21 protein-coding genes are annotated in these 23,157 nt (G+C 46.8%); 10 read left to right on the forward strand and 11 right to left on the reverse strand.

Features of this window, described 5'->3' with window-relative positions; genetic code table 11:
• Nucleotides 1-58: 58 nt before the first annotated feature.
• The gene (locus tag QUA78_RS10655; RefSeq protein WP_333305767.1) at nt 59-277 is read left to right on the forward strand and encodes a hypothetical protein; all 219 of its coding nucleotides are present in this window, start codon (nt 59-61) and stop codon (nt 275-277) included.
• Between the two features lie 606 nt (nt 278-883).
• Here QUA78_RS10655 and QUA78_RS10660 read toward each other — a convergent pair.
• A complete protein-coding gene (locus QUA78_RS10660; protein ID WP_333305765.1) occupies nt 884-1,672 on the reverse strand; it encodes an SDR family oxidoreductase in 789 nt (262 codons plus the stop codon).
• A gap of 222 nt (nt 1,673-1,894) precedes the next feature.
• Nucleotides 1,895-2,800: a nuclear transport factor 2 family protein gene (locus QUA78_RS10665; RefSeq protein WP_333305763.1), complete on the reverse strand. Its 906-nt coding sequence runs from the start codon at nt 2,798-2,800 to the stop codon at nt 1,895-1,897.
• A 218-nt stretch (nt 2,801-3,018) separates the two neighbouring features.
• On the opposite strand from QUA78_RS10665, the gene murG reads away from it, so the two are divergent.
• Entirely contained in the window at nt 3,019-4,083 is a 1,065-nt protein-coding gene (gene murG / locus QUA78_RS10670; RefSeq protein ID WP_333305769.1) for an undecaprenyldiphospho-muramoylpentapeptide beta-N-acetylglucosaminyltransferase, read from the forward strand.
• 52 nt (nt 4,084-4,135) lie between these two features.
• On the forward strand, nt 4,136-4,750 hold the full coding sequence (locus tag QUA78_RS10675) for a hypothetical protein (protein WP_333109250.1): 615 nt from the start codon (nt 4,136-4,138) through the stop codon (nt 4,748-4,750).
• On the opposite strand, the gene ureG is transcribed toward QUA78_RS10675, so the two are convergent.
• From ureG to QUA78_RS10695, 4 genes are all read right to left on the reverse strand, one after another.
• Nucleotides 4,747-5,349: an urease accessory protein UreG gene (ureG, locus tag QUA78_RS10680; protein ID WP_333305761.1), complete on the reverse strand. Its 603-nt coding sequence runs from the start codon at nt 5,347-5,349 to the stop codon at nt 4,747-4,749. The genes QUA78_RS10675 and ureG overlap by 4 nt on opposite strands.
• 37 nt (nt 5,350-5,386) lie before the next feature.
• Nucleotides 5,387-6,100 carry an urease accessory protein UreF gene (locus QUA78_RS10685; protein ID WP_333305759.1) on the reverse strand — a complete coding sequence of 238 codons (714 nt, stop codon included), beginning with the start codon at nt 6,098-6,100 and terminating at the stop codon, nt 5,387-5,389.
• Between the two features lie 123 nt (nt 6,101-6,223).
• Complete coding sequence (gene ureE, locus QUA78_RS10690; protein WP_333305757.1) at nt 6,224-6,661, reverse strand: urease accessory protein UreE; 438 nt, start codon at nt 6,659-6,661, stop codon at nt 6,224-6,226.
• A 429-nt stretch (nt 6,662-7,090) separates the two neighbouring features.
• A complete protein-coding gene (locus tag QUA78_RS10695; protein WP_333305755.1) occupies nt 7,091-7,582 on the reverse strand; it encodes a DUF4168 domain-containing protein in 492 nt (163 codons plus the stop codon).
• Between the two features lie 450 nt (nt 7,583-8,032).
• On the opposite strand from QUA78_RS10695, the gene QUA78_RS10700 reads away from it, so the two are divergent.
• The 3 genes from QUA78_RS10700 (at nt 8,033) to QUA78_RS10710 (ending at nt 9,384) form a co-directional block, all read left to right on the forward strand.
• Complete coding sequence (locus QUA78_RS10700) at nt 8,033-8,155, forward strand: hypothetical protein (protein ID WP_333305753.1); 123 nt, start codon at nt 8,033-8,035, stop codon at nt 8,153-8,155.
• Between the two features lie 291 nt (nt 8,156-8,446).
• A complete protein-coding gene (locus QUA78_RS10705) occupies nt 8,447-8,872 on the forward strand; it encodes a DoxX family protein (protein ID WP_333305751.1) in 426 nt (141 codons plus the stop codon).
• Nucleotides 8,869-9,384 carry a DUF4385 domain-containing protein gene (locus tag QUA78_RS10710; protein WP_333305749.1) on the forward strand — a complete coding sequence of 172 codons (516 nt, stop codon included), beginning with the start codon at nt 8,869-8,871 and terminating at the stop codon, nt 9,382-9,384. Before QUA78_RS10705 ends, QUA78_RS10710 begins: the two co-directional genes overlap by 4 nt.
• A 103-nt stretch (nt 9,385-9,487) precedes the next feature.
• Here QUA78_RS10710 and QUA78_RS10715 read toward each other — a convergent pair whose 3' ends face one another.
• The 5 genes from QUA78_RS10715 to QUA78_RS10735 form a co-directional block, all read right to left on the reverse strand.
• A complete protein-coding gene (locus QUA78_RS10715) occupies nt 9,488-9,955 on the reverse strand; it encodes a regulatory protein RecX (RefSeq protein WP_172184950.1) in 468 nt (155 codons plus the stop codon).
• Nucleotides 9,956-10,044: 89 nt separating this feature from the next.
• Entirely contained in the window at nt 10,045-10,455 is a 411-nt protein-coding gene (locus tag QUA78_RS10720) for an AbrB family transcriptional regulator (RefSeq protein ID WP_015177612.1), read from the reverse strand.
• A 1,400-nt stretch (nt 10,456-11,855) separates the two neighbouring features.
• Nucleotides 11,856-12,059, reverse strand: coding sequence for a hypothetical protein (locus tag QUA78_RS10725; protein ID WP_333302168.1), 204 nt, complete (start codon nt 12,057-12,059; stop codon nt 11,856-11,858).
• Nucleotides 12,060-12,077: 18 nt separating this feature from the next.
• On the reverse strand, nt 12,078-13,778 hold the full coding sequence (locus QUA78_RS10730; RefSeq protein WP_333302167.1) for a CHAT domain-containing protein: 1,701 nt from the start codon (nt 13,776-13,778) through the stop codon (nt 12,078-12,080).
• A 4-nt stretch (nt 13,779-13,782) separates the two neighbouring features.
• Nucleotides 13,783-13,917 (reverse strand): hypothetical protein, encoded by a 135-nt coding sequence (locus QUA78_RS10735; RefSeq protein WP_333302166.1) that lies wholly within the window; start codon nt 13,915-13,917, stop codon nt 13,783-13,785.
• A gap of 1,525 nt (nt 13,918-15,442) precedes the next feature.
• Here QUA78_RS10735 and QUA78_RS10740 point away from each other — a divergent pair.
• The 4 genes from QUA78_RS10740 (at nt 15,443) to QUA78_RS10755 (ending at nt 22,835) form a co-directional block, all read left to right on the forward strand.
• Nucleotides 15,443-20,161, forward strand: a complete 4,719-nt coding sequence (locus tag QUA78_RS10740) for a cadherin-like domain-containing protein (protein WP_333398781.1) — start codon at nt 15,443-15,445, stop codon at nt 20,159-20,161.
• 534 nt (nt 20,162-20,695) lie between these two features.
• Nucleotides 20,696-21,661: a threo-3-hydroxy-L-aspartate ammonia-lyase gene (locus QUA78_RS10745; protein WP_333302164.1), complete on the forward strand. Its 966-nt coding sequence runs from the start codon at nt 20,696-20,698 to the stop codon at nt 21,659-21,661.
• 151 nt (nt 21,662-21,812) lie between these two features.
• On the forward strand, nt 21,813-22,196 hold the full coding sequence (locus tag QUA78_RS10750; RefSeq protein ID WP_333302163.1) for a hypothetical protein: 384 nt from the start codon (nt 21,813-21,815) through the stop codon (nt 22,194-22,196).
• A 333-nt stretch (nt 22,197-22,529) separates the two neighbouring features.
• Complete coding sequence (locus tag QUA78_RS10755; RefSeq protein ID WP_333302162.1) at nt 22,530-22,835, forward strand: small RNA NsiR4-regulated ssr1528 family protein; 306 nt, start codon at nt 22,530-22,532, stop codon at nt 22,833-22,835.
• Nucleotides 22,836-23,157 lie beyond the last annotated feature (322 nt).

Genomic DNA, 23,157 nt, shown 5'->3' on the forward strand with positions numbered 1-23,157 from the left:
AATCAGGGTGCATCTACTAATTTAATCTCCCGCCTGAGAGCACCTCTTTCAGGACACTTTGGCAGAATTTCCGAAAATTTGTGGTGAGGGCGTGCGATCGCCAAAAAAAAACCCGGCCAAAATTGGTCGGGAGTTAATTAATCAGGGTGCATCTACTAATTTAGTCTCCGGTTCGAGGTGTACCTGTTCCGGACAGTTGGGGAAAATTTGGGAAAATTTGTGGCTTGGGGTGCGATCGCCAAAAAAAAACCCCAAACCAAAATTGGTGGGGAGTTAATTAATCAGGGTGCATCTACCAATTAAGCTTCCTGAGAATTCGAGGGCAATCCGGACAACCTCAAACTTTATTCAGCATCACCCTCGATACCGAAAAAAAAAACCCCAAACCAAAATTGGCGGGGAGTTAATTAATCAGGGTGCATCTACCAATTAAGCTTCCTGAGAATTCGAGCGCCATCCGGACAACCTCAAACTTTCTTCAGAATCACCCTGGATACCGAAAAAAAAACCCCAAACCTAAATTGGTCGGGAGTTAATTAATCAGGGTGCATCTACTAATATAATCTCCCGCCTCAAAACACCTCTTTCAGGACACTTTTGCAGAATTTTGGAGAATTTGTGGCAAGGGCGTGCGATCGCCAAAAAAAACCCGACCTAAATTGGTCGGGAGTTATTTAATCAGGGTGCATCTACTAATATAATCTCCCGCCTCACAGCACCTCTTTCAGGACACTTTTGCAGAATTTTGGAGAATGTTTAGCTAAGGGTGCGATCGACAAAAAAAACCCGGCCAAAATTGGTCGGGAGTTAATTAATCAGGGTGCATCTACCAATTAAGCTTCCTGAGAATTCGAGCGCCATCCGGACACTTACCACTAAAAACTCACAACTCTTTTCGGTGAACCAGAGTTGCACTAGCTTGGTCTGTCGGAACTAGCAAGATTTCGCTAATATTGACGTGGGGCGATCGCGTCGCGCAAAAATACACGACATCGGCTACATCGTCGGCCGTGAGAGGTGTCAATCCTTGATAGACATTTTTTGCTTTTTCTGAATCGCCGTGAAACCGGACATTGCTAAATTCTGTTTCCACCAAACCCGGCTCTATTTCCGTCACTCGCACTGCTGTTCCCAAAAGGTCTTGTTTCAACCCTTCAGAAATAGCTCTCACTGCTGCTTTGGAAGCGCAATAAACATTGCCTTTCGGATAAGTTTGGCGGCCTGCTATTGACCCGATATTCACTACGTGACCGCGGCCTCGGCTTACCATTCCCGGCACGATCGAGCGAGTCATGTAAAGCAAGCCTTTAACATTGGTATCAATCATTTCTTCCCAATCTTCAAAGCTGCCTTCGTGCAGTTTGTCTAAACCGCGGCTCAATCCCGCATTGTTAATCAGAATATCGATACTTTTCCAGGCATCGGGAAGCGCAGCTATCGCCGATTCGACTTGCTGGCGATCGCGCACGTCCAATTCTAGCAAGTAAATCTCGTTACCCGACGCGATCGATTTTGTTTCTACAAGTTCGTTTGCCAGTCGATCGAGCTTTTCAAGACGGCGGGCTGCTAAAATTAGTTTTGCTCCACCTTTCGCAAATATCTTGGCACAGGCTGCTCCGATACCGCTACTCGCACCTGTAATGAAAACAATTTGGTTTTGGATAGAAATCATTTTTAATAATAAGGAAGATGTATTAACCGCAGAGGGCGCAGAGGGCGCAGAGAGAGGAAAGAAGAGGGAAAAACTAAGTTTTTAATTGGTATAAGATTAAGTCTTGTCAATTAACCATAATTATTGTAGAGGCAGGTTTAGCTTGTTCTCTCATTTGTATTAGAGATTTTGCTTAAACCGCCACTACATAAATTACCCAAATAACCCATAACACCTATTTTATTACTTGACAACCCGCAATCGCACACTAACTGTTGCAATTCCGCCTTGTCGCATCAAAACTGCTGAAACCCACCGATTTTCGGGCGTAGCCGGAGCTTTACCTACTTTAAAAATTCCCCCGGAATTTAGCAACTCCAGCTCGACTTCTGAGGGATTAAAAAAAGTTTTTTCGGTAATGGGTTCTTCCAAAACAGTTCCTATTAAAATATCATCCCCGATCGGCTCTTTAACAATGGCATCAAAATGGTACTCTTGACCCACCTTAACTTGATCCGGAAAATTCACTTGAATTGTGGGAGGATTTTGGCCCGAACTAAGCTGAGTTTGTTCGGCTAAAATCTCTTGCTTAACTATTTTTTCACCTTCAAAGCGCTGCTGAGAACGGATGGTAGCTTTGAGAGTTAATTCTCTGCCATCCTTTTTGTGAGTGCCGGCAATTGTAGTTATGGTTTCAGCGACAATGGCGCTACCTTCGGTGTTCCAAGATTTGATCTCGGTGCGGTAATTCAAAGTCGGATATCGAGCCCAGAGTTGGGTGAGGGCTTTTGCCATGCTTTGGCTGTTTAAGCCGTCAGAATGAGTGAAATTCTGGCTGTAAAATGCCATAACTGCTTTGACATCGCGCCGGTTGGCCGCTGCGTCAATTTCTGTTAGGAGTTTTGTGAGTGGGGCAGGCGCATTTGCAGGGGTTTGGGCGATCGTTCGGGGAGTCGCCGCGATCGCACCGATCGCTCTTACCGCACTAGGATGCAGCACGCCAGCACTTACCACTGTTAAACATAACAAGATTTGAGCGATCGACTGCCCGCAGTTAAAGCCAAAAACGATCGCCCGATCGGCTTTTTCGTCCCGACTGCTGGAAAAATACTGAGATGCACTTGGCACTAAATTCAAAAAATTACGCATTAGGTGATAATTTGGTTATTTGTCAGGAGTCGTGGCGCGGGCAACAGTTCACCTGCAACGAAAACTGACAACGGAAAAACGGACACGGCACAATCTAATTTTAGATTGCTGATTGATAATTGGCTGAAACTGCCGGAATAATAAGCATAATAATCTAAAACCTCAAATATAAAATTGATCGACCTGTGGAACTTGTACTTGTAAAAGAAACAAATACCTTGACAAAAGCCCCCCTCCGGTTGTTGGTTGCAGCTAGCGGCACTGGTGGACATTTATTTCCTGCGATCGCCACCGCTGGGCAATTGAACGACTGTCAGATCGAATGGCTGGGAGTCCCAGACCGCATGGAAACGCAGTTAGTTTCATCCCTTTACCCCCTCCACACGATCGCCGTTGAAGGCTTTCAGCAGCGATTTGGACTCGGTACGGTGCGAATTTTGGGCGGACTCGCCGGCTCGATCCTTCAGGTGCGGAAGTTGCTCAAAGCGGGAAATTTTCAGGGAGTCTTTACTACCGGCGGTTACATCGCAGCACCTGCAATTCTAGCGGCCCGTTCTTTGGGTTTGCCCGTGATTCTACACGAATCTAATGCAATTCCGGGGAAGGTGACGCGCTGGTTTAGTCCTTTGTGCACTGCTGTGGCGATCGGATTTGAAGCAGCAGCCCAGCATTTACCCCGCGCGAAAACCGTGGTTGCTGGTACGCCCGTGCGATCGCAATTCCTCGCCCGCCAACCTCTAAATTTGCCAATTCCTGACAGTGTACCTGTAATTTTAGTCATGGGCGGCTCTCAAGGTGCTGTCGGCATCAATCAGTTAGTGCGGCAGTGCGCTCCGGCTTGGTTTGATGCCGGTGCTTGGGTAGTTCACCTCACCGGAAATAATGACCCGGATGCTGAGAGTTTGAAACACGAGCAATATTTGTCAATGCCATTTTACGACAATGTGGCGAGTTTGTTGCAGCGAGCAAATTTAGCAATTAGTCGATCGGGCGCGAGTGCTCTAACAGAATTAGCAGTGACGGCGGTACCTTCTATTTTAATTCCTTTTCCTCACGCCGCTGACGACCACCAAAGATTTAATGCGGAGGTATTTGCTAAAGCCGGCGCCGCTGTGGTATTCCGTCAAAGCGAACTGACAGCAGAGGTATTGCAAAGCAAAGTGTTGTATTTGTTAAGAGATTCCGAATACTTGGAAAAAATGTCTAAAGCTGCTGCTCAATTAGCGGTGACAGACAGTACAGAACGTTTGGCTAATTTGGTTAGGGAATTGGTGGTGCGGTAGGGAGTGTTAAAGTAAATAGGCGCTTGAGAATTTGTAACCAGGAGAAAGTCAAATGGCATACAGTGACTTTAATTTAGACAGAGTTTTGAAAACCTTTGACTTAGCTTATTCTGAAATAGTCGAAATCTTCACTCCTGCACCAGAGTTAGAGTACAGCAGATTACTGACCGAAACTTTGCAAGAAAATCTGCCTGTAGCTCTCGGTAGCAATACAGAAAAATCGCGTTCGGAACTGATTATCGCGCCGATTTTAATGGAAGTGAGAAAACTTTTGCACCATCGCGTGAGCTTATTTTCTGGCATTGATTTTACTGTAGATGCTGAAAGAGGGCTGAATGGGAATTGTGATTTTTTGATAAGTCGATCGCCAGAATTGTTGATTGTAAAAGCCCCAGTCATTGCTATTGTAGAGGCTAAAAAGGAAAACATTAATTCTGGATTGGGACAGTGCATAGCTGAAATGCTAGCAGCTAAAATCTTCAACGAGCGCGAAGGTAATGAGATTACCACAATTTATGGGGCTGTCACTACAGGAGATAGGTGGAAATTCTTAAAACTCGAAGGACAAGCGGTTTTTGTTGAGACAACCGAAACTTTGCTTACCAATTTGGGTAAAATTTTGGGAATTTTAGCATTGGGAATGGACGATCGCGCGCTTAATCCCTAATTCTCACCAATATTCAACTTAACAAAGTTAACTACCGATTCTAATCCTTCCTTTGTCTTCAGGTTAGTAAACACAAAAGGCTTCTCCCCTCGCATTTTTTTAGCGTCCCGTTCCATCACGCCTAAATCTGCTCCTACATAAGGTGCGAGGTCTGTTTTATTAATTACTAATAAATCTGATTTAGTAATTCCTGGCCCGCCTTTGCGCGGAATTTTATCGCCCGCAGCGACATCGATTACGTAAATTGTCAAATCTACTAACTCCGGGCTAAAAGTTGCAGCCAAATTGTCGCCACCACTTTCTACAAACACTAAATCTAAATCAGTGAATTTGTGTTCTAACTCTTCTATAGCTACTAAGTTAATGGAAGCATCTTCGCGAATGGCTGTGTGGGGACAGCCTCCCGTTTCTACGCCCAAAATTCGATCGCTCTCTAAAGCTTGACTCCGAACCAAAAACTGGGCATCTTCCTGAGTATAGATATCATTAGTAACAACAGCAATCTGGTACTGCTGCCGCAGCGACTTGCACAAAGCATCAAGTAAAGCAGTTTTTCCCGAACCAACCGGCCCAGCAATTCCTATACGAAAAGCACCCATAGCGATTTTAGATTTTAGATTTTAGATTTTCTCATTTTCAACTCCGAAACAACCGAGTGTACTGAGTTTCGTGCGCCATGCTAGCTAGGGCTAATCCCCAACTGCAACTAGCAATATCATCATCTTCTAATTTTAAAACTTCTTGCGCCGTACAGCTAATTTGAGACTGCAAATCTAACAGTAACTGTTGACCGGCTGTTTGACCGAGGGGAATCAGTTTCACGCCCGCACTCGCCAAATTTGCAGCCCAACTGTACAAATATCCTAACACGGCCGCTTCCTCTTCAATCTGCCAGTTGGCGGCGGCAATGCCAAAGCCGATCGCAAAATTGCACGGATTGCCGCCAAATTCCACCAAATCTTTTACACTTGTTGTTAACCCAGAAGAAACAGGCGATTCCCTGCGGGATAGCTTCGCTTCACGCAAATCTAGCAGCAACCTGACCAAAGTCCGCCCCATTTGCCAACTTTGCAAGCGCAACTCTTCTGTTTCCTTAGTAGCAGTCGCCCAAGCATTCCAGTAATTCAAAGCGGTCAAATCCCCAATCTGGGCTGCCCTCAAAGCCCGTACCACCACAGCGGCTTCTACTCGAACAGCCCCTAATTGCAGCGAATTTTCTAACCAATTCCTCAAAGTAATCTCGCTGTCGATCGCACCGGTTTCTACCAGACTTTCGATTCCCTCAGAATAACTATAAGCTCCCACAGGTGCAAAAGCTAGCTGCAACAAAAATAAAAGTTGATTGTTCACTGTTGACTGTTGACTGTTGACTGTTGACTTCTTGCTTCTTGAATGACCGAAAGCAATTTAGTTATAAGCCCTCGGATTCATCGGTGGGAGTAAATCTAAAATCTAAAATCTAAAATCTAAAATCTAATGGCTGTGTCCATAAGCGCCCATTTCCGGCTGAAACGGCACAATTTCCTCTGTTACTTCCAAACCCATTTTTTCGAGCATTCCCTGCAACACAGAGTCGGGAGAAAGTCTTAAATAATTATCGGCAATTTCTAAAGCTACGTGGCGGTTGCCTAAATGATAAGCCGCCCGCATCAGTAGCAGCGGACTTGATGCCCGGGCTGTCAGCACCAGTTCGGCTTTTGCACTTACCAGTACCAAACAGCTACCGTCTTCCGACTGCAATAAATCTCGATCGCGCAGTACCGTACCTCTGGGCAAACTCAGGTGCAGCTTTTCACCAGTCTCTGTCTCGAATCGGTGGCGGCTGCGAGTGCGATCGTCGGCTGTCATTGGTAAAGTAAAGCTGACAATAGCATCGGGATTTGCAGGCAAATGTTTTGTGAAAGTTAGCATTTTTATATTCTATTCCTCAGAGCAATTCACTTGACATTGAGTTTTTGAGGAATATCTTTTTTATAGCCCAAGGAATAAGGAAGACCGAAGTTCTAATCTTCAGCTCCTGTTTGAGAAATTAATAAGGTCTTAATCGTGTTGGCGATGGCTATATCTCATTGCGATTTACAGCAAGTTGAAAAATATTCATCTCTCTGAACCGCTCCCGTTATGGCTTAATTACCACATTTATGTTATTTTGTCAAGTAATTTATCGCAGACGATCGCCCTTTTTTCAAAATTTTATGCATACCGTCTAGTAACTCGAACAATTTAAATCTCCAATAATTGTTGTGGGGATTAGGGCTTAGGCATCCTGCCTGCCCTTAACAAGCTTTTATGGAGAAGTCTAATAGAACGGGAGAGGAAGAAAGACTCAAACCCTCAAGCTTATTGATTGCCCGCTTGTTGCAGTCGCAGGAGCTCGGCTTGAATTCGCTGTTTGACTGCCGGATTCGCTTGCTGGAGCAAAGTAAGCTGGTTGAAGCGACTAACTGTCAAACCATTGGTTTCGATAACTTTTTTAGCTTGTTGGCAGTAATTCACCGCGATGCCGCGAACACTTCCAGACAACCTATTAATTTCCTGAGTTTCGTTGCACACTACTCTGGGAACCGATCCCCCAGCCATTCCTTTAATTTCGTTATAAGCTTCCACCCGTCTGGGTTCTATTGCCAACACAGCGCGAGCGTAGCTAGTAATTTCCTCGTTGCTAATCTCTTGAGCTTGGGCTGTGGCTCCGAAAACGAGGTTTGGGGATTGTCCGTACAAACCGGGTGCCCCTCCGCTAGCCAAAGCTGCTGCGGAAATGATTCCTGCAAACAGCGATTGGCGCAGCATCCGGTTGAGGCGAAATTTAGAGTTGTTAAGTGAGGTATTCATGGTCGTCGGTAATTGCTTGCGTGTAGATAAAAATGACACAGCGCTGGGAGGCTCAATCTTTTTGAATAATGTGGTGGCTAAAAAGTTCCTGCCGTTGGTGATAATCTTGAATTCCAGCAGGATGATTTGGGAGTTGCTACGGCGATCGACTTTTTAGCAAATTCGATAATTTGATCCATTGTAACATCTTTGGGAAGTTGACAAAACCCAAAATTGAGACGGTAATTTTAATTACAGAGCGTTCCCGAATTGCTTCTAAACATAATTCTTAAAGTAAAAATATTAAATAATTCTAAAATTTTTTGACAAATTACTCGCATTAATTAGTCTAATCAAGGTACGCGCGAGCGAAGCTATCTTCCCGCAGGGGTTCCCGAAGGGTAGGGAATCGCCTGCAAGTCAAGGTCAAATTTAGCAGCAATCGCACTCATCAATTCCCTCGATAGTTTAATGTTAAGTCCAAGCGCATTTGTCGATCGAGAAAATCCCCCTGGTTTGGCTGCTGACGGAGCCAGAGCCGGAATAAAAATCAGATTTTACTACCCGAAGATAGAGGCAGCAGCGGGGAACTAGACATTAAAATCTTGTTATCAAAACGCGTGCTATCTGTTTTCGGCACTCAACGCGCAGGCCTTCGATTCGAGACCTCGCTTCCTCAAGTTTGGGGCTGCGAAAACTTGTCTGGGACTTACCCAGAAACCTGGTTTTTCTACGAAATAAAATCGTTACAGCCATCGGTTTGAGTATAAAAACTCGGAAGGCTTGAATTTTTGTGCATCACTTTTCTTGTCATCTCGATCGCAGATAGCGATTTTGTGCAAGCATTCTCGCACCAAGTTAACAATTATTAATTACCGATTGCCCATGAAAAGTCAAAAAGAAATTTGGCGAGTTATCCTCGCAGTAGCTATCAGTATTGTAGGCGTGCTGCACTTTGCAGTGCCCGCACCTTTTATCAGAATCGTGCCGCCCCAGCTTCCTTACCCGGAAGCCTTGGTTTATATCAGCGGTTTTTTCGAGATTTTGGGAGGAATTGGGCTGTTAGTTCCTCCTGTCAGCAGGGCGGCTGCGTGGGGATTAATTGCCTTGTTTATTGCCGTGTTTCCAGCTAATATCAATCAAGCCGTCAACAACATTCCGATAGAAGGGATTCCCCACAACCAATTACTGTATTGGTTCAGGCTGCCTTTTCAAGCTGTCTTGATTGCTTGGGCTGGGGTTTATACTCAACCAGACAAAGGTAAACCCCGGGCTTCTATAGTTCCAGATAGAACAGAAAATGCCCAATGAAGCAGTTCGACTACTCTTTAGATTTTAAGAACATCGACTTTCGACAGCACCCGGAACTTTATCGGGTAGGGAAAGGAGAACAGGGAGTGCTGTTGGTGGAACCCTACAAAGGAGAAATTCTGCCTTTCTGGAGATTTAAGACTCCTGAAATTGCCAGGGAGTCCAGCAGCAAAATTTACTCCTTGTTTTTAGAGTATCTCGATCGCGAAGATTTTGTTGGAGCCGACATGGCTCGCAAGTTCTTGCAGATGGGCTACACTCGATCGCGTCGCTACGCCAACCACAAAAGCGGCCAAAAATACCAGCAAAACCCTCAAAAGCTGAAGTCTGTTTCAGAGCAAAGCGCAGCTCGAAAAGATATTTTGCCGCTACAAGCAGATCCGGTGAAAGCAGAATCCGCCGCCATTTTTCAAGAGAAATGGATGCTGGCTAAAATCAACGAGAAATATCTCCAGCTTTTAGCCAGACACCGGCAGATGTACGAATCTTATTTAGTCAAGTCTGAGGATTGACATACAGTTACAAAAACTCAGAACTCACAATTTAGCCCCCAGGCAGCAGTGCAGTTGTGCTTGACTATCTGGGGGCCGCATCGATCGAGGGTTGTCCTATAACTTACTCATCTTCTTCTTCCGCCTGCCACTGCCGCCACATTTCAAAGGCATTAAAGCCCCTGTATTGCAGGTAATTCAAGACTTTGCCCTTGGTTTTCGGATCTGCTTTACCCAAAGTATCGAGCTTGTATTTCCGCATGACTTTGGCTTTTAATTCGGCCAGCTTTTCTGCTTCGGAGTCCTGATTTTCGGCAATTTCTTCTTCCCAGACTTGCTCGAACAAATCGCTGGTAATTCCTTTTTGCAGGCACTTGCGCTTGATGGCCGATTTCCCGTATTTGCCTGCAGCAGACGCGATCGAGTTTGCCACCAAGCGAGTGTCAGACTGATAGCCGCGGTCTTGAATTTGCGCGATCGCCTCCAATATTTCCTCATTGCCAAAACCTTTCTCTTGCCCCTTTTTGCGAAGTTCAGAGGCACTGTAGTCTTTGCGGGACAAGAGAAAATAGAAATAGTCAAGACAGCTCATCAGTTAAATCGAAGGGTGGCGCGCAAATACTCGTGTAGCGAAGCCAAATCCAGTCGCCTTGCTATCGGCTGACTGCATCGCGATCGCCTCTATTCTTCTGTATCCTCCTCTTCATCATCCAATTCCACATCCGGTCTGTCCACATCGATCTGAATCAAGCGAATGTGCTTGTATCCGAGTTTAATTTCAAACTCGTCTCCCGGCTTTAATCCCATTTCTTGGGTATAATTTGCCCCGATCACGATCGAACCATTCTTGTGAACGCTAGCTCGATAACTCGCTTCTCGCCCGCGTCCGTCTGCTTTCGACTTCTCTAGCTCAATGCCCTTAGCAGCTAACACTGCATCGTAAAACTCAGCCAGATTAATCCGGGTTTCTCCACTTTTGCTGACCGTGAAGTAGCCGCAAAGCTTTGCAAGTTCTCTGCGCGGCAAATCGCTGCCTTTGATTTTTTGAAGCAGACCTTTTCCTGTTAAGGGTGCTGTAGCTGTTTCTGCCATTGACCGTACCTCGCTTATGGGACTTTACTTATATCAATTACAACACATTAGATTAACTTTGTTTCACTGTCAATACTAAGAATTCTGAATATTAAGATTCTGGATAAATTTCTGCGACCTCAAGACCGGGGGTGCAACTAAGGATGCTCGAAGGGCGATCAATTTGCTCCTCGCGGCTCAAATGCTTGCGTAAGCCTCGGAGCGATCGGGCAGGGAATTATTGTCGCAAATTAAATGCTTTACTTTTTTACAGTAAAGTCTGTTCCCTGCATTCACCAATCTCCGATCGTGTCTGCGGTCAAGGTAAAAACAAGACAGCCATGAATCGAAATACCTAGAGCGCGGCCGCTGCAAATCTGCCGAAAGCAGTTACCTGCGCGGGGTTAACTTTTACCTCAACAAGGCGAGGCAGCACTTGTTCTCCATGCCGCTGCCAGCTACTTCCAAAACCAGTTTACAAAAAGAATCCAACTGTAGGCAAGCTCCAAACCCTTATGGAATAAGTCATTCCCAATTCTTCAATCTCAAATCTAAAATCTAAAATCTAAAAAGGTATAAACCCTGTTTTTCTGGCGGCAAATCCCCTCACAACCCCAAATACCAACGAGCAATCTTCTATTAAGGTGTTCGGCATATAACTTGCACAGAAAGCAGTCTGGGGAAGGCAATCAGGTAAAAATTGAAGGAAATTTCACCTGTTCGTTGAACGGGTTTAACCTAAAACCCGGCTCAATGGGCGCGGCGGCATAAACATCACGCAGCCACTAGGAGGGGAATAGTTTTGATCGGGCGAGATTGCTTCGCGAATCTTAACGCTTCGCCGCGAATCAGTAGATTTTCAGGGGGAACTCGGGAAAATCTTCCTCCTCCGGCCCCAAGCCAGAGAATTTGAGGTTCTTTCCACAGGGGAATTGAAAAAGACCGAGTTAAATGCACAACAGCTTAAATGTTTCATGCACTACAAATTATCAGCAGTTCCCGGCATGGAGTTTCGGTGTAAATCTACTGGTTTCCACTCGTAGCCGGCAAACTGCCAGACTCTCAAAATTTATGCGCAAGCTTTAGGGGCAGGTCAAACTCACCACCGCTTCCACAATTACTTATTGTGAAATATAGTAACCGCCCTGACGGTGAGGACGTTTTTAATTGTTGCAACTCTTGCTTTTATTGTCTTGTACCGAATGACGAATGCTCAGGCTGCCGAATCAGCCCGCCCAAAAACGGATACAAGTCACCGACTCCTGTTGTGGAGAGATCAAAATTTTAGACTCTTGTTCAAGATCCCAGATTTATCTGTGGAGTAAATCTAAAATCTCAAATCGTTCGACTGAGCGCTCATGCCGAAGTCTAAAATCTCAAATCGACTGACGAATTCTATATTAAGTAGTCCCGGACTTACTCTACCGACGAGAAACCCATTTTCTTTTTAGATGTGCAGGTTGCCTAGCTTCTGATGTTGGGTAGAAACCAGTTCGATCGGCGTAAGTCCGATATTCGATCGAGCAGCATACTTTTGATAACTTTTCCAGCGACAGCCGATCGCCAATTGCCAGCAACAACCTCCGCCAGTTTGGAGTTATGGCAAGCGGGCCCAAACTCAGCACTGACAGAGGTTGTTGCTTTTAGTGGCGTTCTTGCAGGTAATTTTGCGACAGGGGAGTCCGTACCGCCGGCAGTAACTCTTCTGGTTTCGTACCTCGCTGGTGCGAGTACCGCCACCCAAAAAAGCCAGCACTCAAAGCAACCGGCAACAAGCAAAGCATCAGGGCCACAGATTTTTTCAATCCCGGTTTTTTTAACGGTTTCTGAGCCGGTGCCGCAGGGGAAATTGCTTGCATAACCGAAGAGTCAGGATTATGAATAGAGGACGGCGAAGCCGTCTGTGAGTTCGGTGAATTAGCAGCCTCGTGTCGATCGTTCTGGTGAACCCAATCCCTGTTCTGTTTTAATGGGTCAGGAAAATATTCCCAGACTTCGCCGTCAGAACTGTCTGAATCATGCGATCTATTGGCTGGCATTGCGGGGTATTGGGCGATCGCCGAGAGCGAAGGTGGCGCATTCCATTCTGTACCCGCGAGAGCCTGCTGCGTTCCCGACGCGATTATTGGCACCCGAGACCCGGATGCCGCGCCTTGGGCTGGGGCGCCGGTCAGATAGCCGTCAAAGTCCGGGTGCTGGTAGAGAATGGGCAAAGCCCAGTATAACTGGTGAGAACCGTAGGCAGAAATTAGCCCGGCTCTAGCTCGACTCAGGCTGAGATCGACTGGATAGCCTTGATTGAGGTTGCGGTAAAACAGCCGCGTGAGAGTTAGGGCTACATCGTCGGGGATGCTTTCTGCCATTGCTAGCACTGCCGGAATGCCGCGCTTGACTAGAGCTTCGGTTAAGTTGCGTTCAGGGCTGTCGTCCGCGAGGTTTGAGGGGTCGCCGTAGGCGCCGCGGCAGGAGTTGAACACGGCCATCTGAATACCGTTGTTAACGAGCAATCCAGCTAAGTCGTCGCCACTCAAGGTTTCGGTTAAGCCGGTGCGGCTGCTGACTAGGTAGAGTTCCCCACCTCTGGAACCTAAGTTGCTGTGGCCTGCGTAGTGCAGGACTTGGTACTGTCCTTGTTCTAGGGCTTGGGTAAGTTGTTCTCGATCGGGCTGTTCGAGAATAGTCAGTTGAATTTCTGGGGAGTGGGGGCTGTTTTTGAGAGGGTTAGCAGTGCGGTTTTGGAGTTCTTGTTGCAAGTGGAGCACTTCTCGCTTGAGCTGCAAGCTGTCTCGATCGCTCGGAGAGGCGATCGCCATTAAAATTTTTAGCGGCCCGCTACTGGGCAGTATCCGGGTTTGTTTGAACAAACTTGTACCTGGTTGGTAGCGGGAAAACACGACATCGGTGCCGGTTGCCAAAGGGCGATCGCCGGCGTGCAGAACTTCCCACGGCAGCCGCGGCAAGTGCCGGCCTTTGAGTCCGAGCCGCAGTTGCAGCACTTCTCGGCGGTGCTGGGCGATGCCTTGAGCGCAAGTCCAGCTATCGCGCAAGTTTCCTTGAAACAGCCCGCTGTATAATTGTTGCCCGAGAGCTACTAAATTCGGCCCTGAGTTGTTTCCCGAGCGCGAGATTCCGCGACCAGCCAAACTGGTTCCCTGTAATGCTTTTCCTTGGAGCAAGCCCACCAGCGGGTCGTTCATCAGTTGAGCAGACAGTGCCAGCCATTCGTCGATTGGCCAGCGGACTTGTTCTTCTGCTAAGGGTACACCGGGTGCAACCCTTTCTGTCCGCACTAAATATTCGTCGTCCCCAACTGGGGTGACTGAGAGTTGAAATTCCTGGCTCACCGCTTTAGCGCCCTCCCGCCTTAATTATGAATTTGCCTGCGTTGTTGCGGCTAGCAATAGCGATCGGCAAAATAATTTTTACTCTTTCAATCAAAGTTTCTGAATGCGCTTCCCCCGATCGGGCGAACGCTGGGGTCAAATATATTTGTTCAAACACTTTGAGGCTATAAAAGTTGTACTTTAATAACAGTTTATTAGTTTTTATTGCCCTGTGGCTCAGTGAAAGCCGAAATTTCTCGAATCTTGCTATCTTTAACATTTTGCACCTCTACCGCAGACCCCTTTAGATTCGTCGCGAACTTGAGTTTCTCATTGCTGAGTAAAGTTAAATTGGAAGCACTTTACCAGGCGGATCTCTAGTTCTTATTAAAATTACTTCGGCTCTCGCCAACCGGTTTCAGGGCAATATCGGAGGCAAAGTTGAGTATTTTTTTTTTTTTTCGATATGTCGATCGGTCCTTAGCGCTTATCCTCTACCACCAACCCCCCATCTGAAATCTTGATTTTGTGTCAATTAATTAATTGGTCAGCCCTGGCTCCTCATCCGTAAGCCCTCCACCCTCATCCGTAAGGCCTCTGTGGCGATCCGTAATCGATAGTTGACCCTCGATAATTGCTAATCGAGCATTGCTAATTTACCACTTTTATGTTATTAGTTTTTTTATTTAACTGTCTTAATCTAGTTAAAGTTAAGCAGGAAAAAGAAAATTAAGGAGCAAAGAATTCTCAACAATACAACCGCTATCAAATTATTCCTGTCCTCTCAAGCAACAATCATTTTTATCATCTAGAGGACTAAGCCTCATCAAGCTGGTTTCTCGGAGAAATATTTGATTTGGCAGCGAAACCTCTATAAAACAACTGGGTTTCTCAGGCTCGCCCTGCGTCCTTCCCGCTCAAAATGCCGATCGAACTTACAACTTTAACCAAAAATAACTCCTGCGTTTATTCCTGTTTGTTTCTGAATATTACAATCTGTCTTGAGATAAATAGATTTTTGCACAGCTATTTTTATATATCAAAATAAATAATATTTCAGTTTGCTCGCCTCGGTCAAATCGAGAGATAATTCTGCGACTGAAAATTAAAACCAATATTTGCCCGCGCGAATAATCTAAATTTCTAATTAGTCATCGGGAACTAAAGTTAGGAGGGTGCAGTCGTTTAGTAAAGAAGCTCAAATCCTAAGTCAGGGAAGGATTTGTCCGAGCTGGGAGTGTTACAAAAATTCAATGCACCCAGGCTCAATCGCAAGAAAAGCAAGGGTAAAATTGTGGGGATAAAGGTTTTGGGGAGTTGTAAGTTGCGAGTTTAAATTCAGCTAATTCACTGTAGAAATTACGTAGAAAATCTACAATCAAGAGCACTTCGGCGCAGCTTACTGTAGAAATTACGGAGAACATCTCAAATGCTAGGCGCTTCGGCGCAGCACTTACAGTGTAAATGGCGGATCGATTAATTTTGGTGCGCAATGGCCGCCGAAAATAAAACTCGCAAATGAGAAAAAAAACCTTGCAGTTTAAGTGGCATCTATAATAGTAAAGATGAGGACATCAGCCCCTCTAGCAGGCGAAATCATGAAGTTATAATTTTTTCTTCTGCTGCCTCCTGCTTACTGATAAATTGATTGTAAGAAGCTCAAACGTTTTTGGGAAATATCCAGAATGGAAGAAGAACAGTTGAATGTATCGGGAACACTTTTTCCCGATCGAGATGAAACACAAATTCCTGTCGGGGATTTCGACAACAATACCCCTAAGAATTCCGACGATGAGTTAGCCGAGTTAATTAAGGTAGCGATCGCAGAAAACAGTGGCAGCACCGCCGGTAACGGTCAAGTTGCGGATAACAGCAACATTGCTGAATTTAACGCCGTACCCCAAGAAGATGCGGGCGACAAAGATGACTTAGATGATGGCAACGGCATCGATCGCCGCCGGACTCTCTTAGGTAACGATGACGATAACTTAATTGTCGCCACCGGCGCTAACGAGGAGATATTCGGCAAAAAAGGCCGAGACAAAATCAAAGGAAACCCTGGCAAAAAAAATAAAATTTACGGGGGTAAAGGTGACGACGATTGCGAGGGCGGCGATGACGACGATGAAATAAAAGGCGATCGCGATAAAGACAAGGTTAAGGGCGGCAAAGGCAACGACACCCTTAACGGCGGTAAAGACGAGGACAGCCTTTTTGGCGGTACTGGCAACGACATCTGCAAAGGCGATGACGGCGATGACTGGGTGCACGGCAACGAAGGAGATGATAACGTTGACGGCGGCACCGGCAGCGATACCGTGATCGGCGGCAAAGGCAACGACGATTGCGAGGGCGGCGAAGGCAACGATACCGTCAGGGGCGATCAGGGCAAGGACAACGTTAGCGGCGGCGACGGCAACGATACCGTTAACGGCGGCAAAGATAACGATACCGTGATCGGCGGTGCCGGCAGCGACAACTGTGCAGGCGACGACGGCGACGACAGCGTTAGCGGCGGCATCGGCGACGATACCGTGATCGGCGGTGCCGGCAGCGACAACTGTGCAGGTGACGACGGCGACGACAGCGTTAGCGGCGGCGACGACGACGATACCGTGATCGGCGGTGGCGGCAGCGACGTTTGCAGCGGCGACGACGGCGACGACAGCGTGATCGGCGGTGACGGTGACGATACCGTGATGGGCGGTGCGGGCACCGATACCCTCGTTACTGGCGACGGCAATGACATGGCAGACGGTGGCGGCGGCGACGACAGCGTTGTCGGCGGCGGCGACGGCGAGGATACGCTGATGGGCGGCGACGGCAACGATACCCTGATGGGCGGTACTGGCAACCATACCTGTGTCGGCGGTGCTGGATCTGACGTTTATGGCATGAGTAACAGTACCTCTGGGGCAAGTTCAGTCATCACTGACTTCGCAGACAACGAAGACAAGTTTCTGCTGTTTGGTGATTTGAACTTTAGCAGCTTGACCTTTATACAAGTCGGTGGCAATACCGAAATTCGGCTCAATAACTTCACGCTGGCGCTATTGTTGAAGGTCAACGCAACGCTTCTCGATGCTGGCGACTTTTTGGGAGTTACCGGTTCAACTCCAACTCCAACTCCAACTCCAACTCCAACTCCGAACCCGATTTATAACCCTCCGCGAGTGGAAGCTAATAATAGCTTGACTGCTGGTTCCAACGGCAGCGAGCAAATTATTAGTTCTGACTTGTTGCGGTTTGTCGATGCCTCGCAAGGTCCTAGCAAGACAGTCTTCAAGCTAACTGAGCTACCCGCTGCTACAACCGGGCAACTATTCTTTAAGGGAGTCGCCGTAACACAACTCGGTTTTACCTTCACTCAAGCAGACATTAACGCAGGCTTGTTAAGTTTCAAAGCGGCAACAGGTTTTATCGGTGCGGCTAGTTTTGCTTTTGAAGTTAGCAACGGCAAAAACGTTCTCACCGGCCAGCGTTTTAGCTTGAAAGTCGAGCAAAATGTCTTTAAGTTTGCTGGAAATACACAAGCTCAAGTTATTGTCGGTTCTGCGACGCTGGATAACGACATCGAAGGCGGCGATGGTGACGATGACATTACAGGCGGTAAAGGCAAGGACAAAATCATCGGCGGCAAAGGCAAGGACAAAATTAAAGGCGGCGATGGCGATGACGATATCGACAGCGGCGATGACGATGACGATATCGAAGTCGGTAAAGGCAAACACAAAATAAAAGCAGGCAAAGGCAAGGACAAAGTTAAAGCCGGCGATGACGATGACGATATCGACGGCGGCGATGACGATGACGATATCGACGGCGGTAAAGGCAAAAACACACTAAAAGGAGGCTTGGGCAAGGATAAAGTTAAAGGTGGCGATGATGATGACGATATCGACGGCGGCGATGACGATGACGATATCCAAGCTGGCATCGGCAATGACAAAGTAATAGGCGGTAGTGGCAATGACACCTTAACAGGAAATGACGGCGATGACTCGATCGAAGGCGGTCTAGGAACCAATAATCTGAGTGGGGGTCTTGGGAAAGATCGCTATATTTACCGCACTTCCCGCCAAGAGATTCAAACAGTTGTAGAAGCTGACTTCATTACTGACTTTAATGTTGATGACGATCTTTTAGAGCTTTCTACCGCAGCTTTTGGTAATCTCACCGTTTCTAGCTTGACCCGACTGGAGATTACTGCTAGTTCTACTGTTGGGTCGATCGGCAGCGCTAATTTGCTCGACTTCACCGCGGATATCACTGTTACCAGCATCGCGACTTTGCAAGCGCGGTTTGCAGCTTTGGGTGGCAACCCAGACGCGCCTATTTTCTGTCAGTTTACAGATGCCACTACTGGCCGTTCTGTGCTGGTATTTGCTGTTGGGGCGCGCTTTGAAATAGTCACCAGTTTCTCGGTGAACATTCGCCTGCAAGTCAATAACTTTGTCTTCACCGGTCCGCCACTAAATGTTCCTGTCGGTACTGCTGGTCCTGACAATGTGAATTTCAGCACTTCTCCGGCCCCAGTTAATTTCGATGGTTTAGCAGGCGATGACAACATAGTCGGCAGCAATTTTAACGATACCCTCAAGGGCGGCGACGGCAACGATACCATCACCGGCGGCCTCGGTTTGGATGTCCTAAGCGGTGGCACTGGTGCGGATCTCTTTGTTTACAGGACAACTAAAGAAGGTGGCGATAAAATTTCCGACTTTAAGTCGGGAACTGACAAATTCCAGTTTAGCGCGAGCGAATTCGGCAATTTGACGACGACTAACTTTGACGGTGTGACGGGTTCAACTCCGGACATTACTGGCAAAGAATTAGTGATTTTCAGCGGCGGCAGTTATGCCTCTTTGGAAGCTGCACAAGCTAAAGCCTTGGGCAATTCTACAACTGCTGGTTTCTTCGCATTTACGAATGCGTCGAACGAGACTGTGTTGTATTTTGACTCGAACGGTACGACAGCCGGTGGTTCTACCTTGATTGCTAATTTGGGTACGGCTGCTAGCAATCTGGGAACGGCGGACTTTGTATTTACAGGTACAATCGCATCTTCTGCTACTGGTACTACTACCAACTCAGGCAGCGTTGCTGATTTAACTGCGGCTGGGAATACTTTCCCGATCGCATTTAACAATTTCGGTTCTGGTGCTGGCGGTTACAACTTTACCACTCCTGTCTTATTTACCGGAGATGCGGCTGCTAACAGTGTCACTGGTACTGAATTTGCTGACATCTTCAGCGGCGGCAGCGGTGCAGATGTTCTCACTGGCGGTGCTGGTGGGGATCTCTTTGTTTACAAAGCAGCAGGCGAAGGCGGCGATACGATTACTGACTTTACCTCTGGGGTAGACAAATTCCAGTTTAGCGCGAGCGAATTCGGCAATTTGACGACGACTAACTTTGACGGTGTGACGGGTTCAACTCCGGACATTACTGGCAAAGAATTAGTGATTTTCAGCGGCGGCAGTTATGCCTCTTTGGAAGCTGCACAAGCTAAAGCCTTGGGCAATTCTACAACTGCTGGTTTCTTCGCATTTACGAATGCGTCGAACGAGACTGTGTTGTATTTTGACTCGAACGGTACGACAGCCGGTGGTTCTACCTTGATTGCTAATTTGGGTACGGCTGCTAGCAATCTGGGAACGGCGGACTTTGTATTTACAGGTACAATCGCATCTTCTGCTACTGGTACTACTACCAACTCAGGCAGCGTTGCTGATTTAACTGCGGCTGGGAATACTTTCCCGATCGCATTTAACAATTTCGGTTCTGGTGCTGGCGGTTACAACTTTACCACTCCTGTCTTATTTACCGGAGATGCGGCTGCTAACAGTGTCACTGGTACTGAATTTGCTGACATCTTCAGCGGCGGTAGCGGTGCCGACATTTTCGACGGCGGTTTGGGTAACGACAGCATTTCCGGCGACGATGGCAATGACAGCCTCTTCGGCGGTGGCGGTAGCGATACTCTCAACGGCGGTATCGGGAATGACACTTTAATCGGTGGTGTGGGAACCAATGTTCTCAACGGCGGTGCTGGTTTGGATGTGTTTGTGTTCAGCGGAACTACTGCTGACGGCGGGGATTTAATTACCAATTACAGCATTGCTGATGATGTAATTAACCTCGACACAACTGGTTTTGCCGCATTTACCACCGGATCGGGGCCTTTGGGTTCGAGTTTCTACGCTTACAGCAGTACAGTTTCTGTAACTGCGCTCGAAGCAACTTTAACCGGGCCATCAATCATGGCTATCTACGACAGTTTGTCTGCATCTACTAAACTGTATTACGATAGCAACGGTTCTACGGTTGGCGGTAACAGTTTGTTTGCAACTGTCAATGTCGATTTAGGAATTTCCGGTAATTCTGAATTGTTCTTGTTCTAAACGGCAAGAATCCTAATCGGGATATCGGCGGTACGGGTGGGGACACGGCAATGCCGTGTTCCTACAAGATACGAGTAGGGACACAGCAATGCTGTGTCCTTTTTTTTGTAATTATTAAACAATTTAGCTGCTCTTTTTTGGGTAGGGAAACGGCATTGCGGTGTCCTCTTTTGCCTTGTTGTCGATGGTTGGAGTAGATCGCGCGATCGGGCAATTTGACCATCCAATCCGGTTGATTTTACCCGTTACCGGAAATCAGGACACGGCGCCGTGCTGTTTCCCTACAATTAATCGGGCTGTGGTTAAATTTGTATTCATTAATCCCTCTCCTGTGCAAGTACAAACCTCACTTTACTTTTTGAGAGTAAATTGTAATAACTTTGATTTTAGTCAACAGTTTTTTTGACAATCAAGCGCAATATCTAATAATTATTAGCCCCAAAATATAATAAAAATTTATAATTTAATGGTAGGAGTGAAGCGGGCAATCCCCACCCTACAAATAGAGTCCTCGATCGCCCTAATCTAAAATCTATGAGTACCCACGGATGTGCCCCTCATCCCTTGCAAGTCTGTTTCGCCGATGTGGAAGTGGCGGCAAATCGCTTGCAGGGCAAAGCTTTCAAGACGCCGGTGCTGACTTCGGAAACTTTCAACAAACGCACAAATTCTCAGGTATTTTTCAAGTGCGAGAACTTTCAGCGCACGGGTTCGTTTAAATTTCGGGGTGCTTGCAATGCTTTAATGCAGCTATCTGAAGCTGAAAAACAGCGGGGAGTGCTGACTTTTTCTTCGGGAAATCACGCGCAGGCGATCGCCCTTGCCGCACGGTTGCTAGAAATTCCTGCTACTGTTGTCATGCCTGCTGATGCGCCCAAAGTCAAGCAAGAGGCGACTCGCGGCTACGGCGCAGAGATTATTTTGTACGATCGCACTCAAGTTTCCCGCGAAGAGTTAACCGCTAAAATTGGCGCTGAACGGAACTTGACAATTATTCCTCCTTATGATGATGCGCGGGTGATTGCGGGACAAGGTACGGCGGCGCTGGAATTAATCGCAGAAGTTGGGGAGTTGGATTTGCTGCTGGTTTGCTGCGGCGGAGGCGGTTTGCTGTCGGGATGCGCGATCTCCGCAAAAACTTTGTCTCCGCAGTGTAAAGTAATCGGGGTAGAACCCCAGCAAGCAGACGATGCGACGCGATCGTTCCGCACGAAAACGCTACAAACTGTTACTAACCCGGATACGATTGCTGATGGTGCGCGGACGCCATCTTTGGGGAAATTAACCTTTCCTTTGGTCCTGCATTATGTTGATGATATGGCAACAGTTTCAGAAGAGGCTATTCGCAGCACTATGTTTTTTATTTGGGAACGGATGAAGATAGTTGTTGAACCGACTGGAGTGCTGGCGGCAGCAGCTTTGCTTTCAGGTGTTGTGAAAGCTGAAAATGCGAGAGTTGGGGTAATTGTCAGTGGGGGAAATGTCGATTTTAGTCATTAGTTATTGGATATCGGAATGATTTAACCGCAGAGAACGCAGAGAACACGGAGAGAGACAAGAGAGAGATGAATAATTCCGATGCAGAGCATCGCTGACATCGGTTCCCAGGCAGAGCCTTGGAACCAGTTAATTTTATTAGGACATTAATCGGATGAAAGTAGCTGATTTGTCAAACGAAACTTTAGCGAAGATTAAAACAGTGCGCTGGGATCGAATTATTGAGAAGCACGAAGGGCCGGAGACATGGGAGTCTGAGTTGAGATACGGCGAACCAGAATTTATCGAGATTGAGGGGCGGTGGGTGTTATTGCCCGTTGAAGCATCTCGTCACCAAAATATCACGATTTTGCGGACAATTTGGAGCGCGGATGGCAACTCGCTGACTCTTTTTCTTAAGGATACAACTTTTGATGATGATATGTTTGTATCGGGATATATGGCTGTGTGCGATCGACCAAAAGGAGAAGAGTTTTTCTTAGCAGTATTGTACCACGAATGGTTTATCATTGAAAAAGCAGAGCTATTTGAACATTAATATATAAATTTTTGGGATAACAACAATGCAGATTTAACTGGTTCCAAGGCAGAGCCTTGGAACCGATGTCAGCGAGGCTCTGCCTCGTTTGCTGCTTGGATCAATTGGAGGCAGAGCCTCCTGATATACGTTCCAAGGCAGAGCCTTGGAACGAGTAGAATAAACAATAACCAACAACTAACAAATCATGCGCCCTCAACTATTCGCGGACTGTTTAGCTTGTTTCACGAGTTTACGTTGTTTTGAGCTGTGCTAGAGTTTGGTGCTCAACTTTGGCACTTTTAGGACTAAACTACTTTTTATGACGATCGTCCTTTTTATTTAATTTGCACAATGTCTTCAGAAACAAACTCAGCGGCTCAATCTACAACTGGTGCAGATGCGATCGATGTTGCGATCGCCTCTGGAATCGATTTTGACGGTACTCCGATTCCGCAAGCAAAATTAGACCTCTACAAGCAAGTGATGGGATTAGAAGCCGGCAGACAGCGCAGTGGCGTGTCAAATACCATGCGATCGCGCATTGTCCGAATCGGTGTCAAACATCTGCCTCAAAACGAGCTCGATAAAATGCTCGTTGCTGCTGACTTCGCACCACTGAAAGATAAAGAAGTTGCGTTTTATTACGGCGCTAAGTAAATAGCATTCATCTCACATCTTGCATCATTGTCAGCAACAGGCTTTCCGGCCTGTTCCACAAAGAGTGAATTTATTGTGGATGGTTTTTCTGAAAACTTCTTGTGGGGTGGGCATCTTGCCCGCCCAAAGAGTTAAGTTTTAATGCTAAAAAACTTACTTACTCCGGTTTCAAAGTGCGTCAGCAACAGGCTTTCCGGCCTGTTCCACAAAGAGTGAATTTATTGTGGATACTTTTTCTGAAAACTTCTTGTGGGGTGGGCATCTTGCCCGCCCAAAGAGTTAAGTTTTAATGCTAAAAAACTTACTTACTCCGGTTTCAAAG

The sequence above is a fragment of the Microcoleus sp. K4-B3 genome, from assembly GCF_036704615.1.
In the GTDB taxonomy this organism is placed as follows: Bacteria; Cyanobacteriota; Cyanobacteriia; order Cyanobacteriales; family Microcoleaceae; genus Microcoleus.

Bases quoted from the DNA above. Each gene is read 5' to 3' on its own strand.
- QUA78_RS10660 (WP_333305765.1), bottom strand. From the start codon at position 1,672: ATGATTTCTATCCAAAACCAAATTGTTTTCATTACAGGTGCGAGTAGC.
- QUA78_RS10665 (WP_333305763.1), bottom strand. From the start codon at position 2,800: ATGCGTAATTTTTTGAATTTAGTGCCAAGTGCATCTCAGTATTTTTCC.
- QUA78_RS10675 (WP_333109250.1), top strand. From the start codon at position 4,136: ATGGCATACAGTGACTTTAATTTAGACAGAGTTTTGAAAACCTTTGAC.
- ureG (WP_333305761.1), bottom strand. From the start codon at position 5,349: ATGGGTGCTTTTCGTATAGGAATTGCTGGGCCGGTTGGTTCGGGAAAA.
- ureE (WP_333305757.1), bottom strand. From the start codon at position 6,661: ATGCTAACTTTCACAAAACATTTGCCTGCAAATCCCGATGCTATTGTC.
- QUA78_RS10695 (WP_333305755.1), bottom strand. From the start codon at position 7,582: ATGAATACCTCACTTAACAACTCTAAATTTCGCCTCAACCGGATGCTG.
- QUA78_RS10700 (WP_333305753.1), top strand. From the start codon at position 8,033: ATGTTAAGTCCAAGCGCATTTGTCGATCGAGAAAATCCCCCTGGTTTG.
- QUA78_RS10705 (WP_333305751.1), top strand. From the start codon at position 8,447: ATGAAAAGTCAAAAAGAAATTTGGCGAGTTATCCTCGCAGTAGCTATC.
- QUA78_RS10710 (WP_333305749.1), top strand. From the start codon at position 8,869: ATGAAGCAGTTCGACTACTCTTTAGATTTTAAGAACATCGACTTTCGA.
- QUA78_RS10715 (WP_172184950.1), bottom strand. From the start codon at position 9,955: ATGAGCTGTCTTGACTATTTCTATTTTCTCTTGTCCCGCAAAGACTAC.
- QUA78_RS10720 (WP_015177612.1), bottom strand. From the start codon at position 10,455: ATGGCAGAAACAGCTACAGCACCCTTAACAGGAAAAGGTCTGCTTCAA.
- QUA78_RS10740 (WP_333398781.1), top strand. From the start codon at position 15,443: ATGGAAGAAGAACAGTTGAATGTATCGGGAACACTTTTTCCCGATCGA.
- QUA78_RS10745 (WP_333302164.1), top strand. From the start codon at position 20,696: ATGAGTACCCACGGATGTGCCCCTCATCCCTTGCAAGTCTGTTTCGCC.
- QUA78_RS10750 (WP_333302163.1), top strand. From the start codon at position 21,813: ATGAAAGTAGCTGATTTGTCAAACGAAACTTTAGCGAAGATTAAAACA.
- QUA78_RS10755 (WP_333302162.1), top strand. From the start codon at position 22,530: ATGTCTTCAGAAACAAACTCAGCGGCTCAATCTACAACTGGTGCAGAT.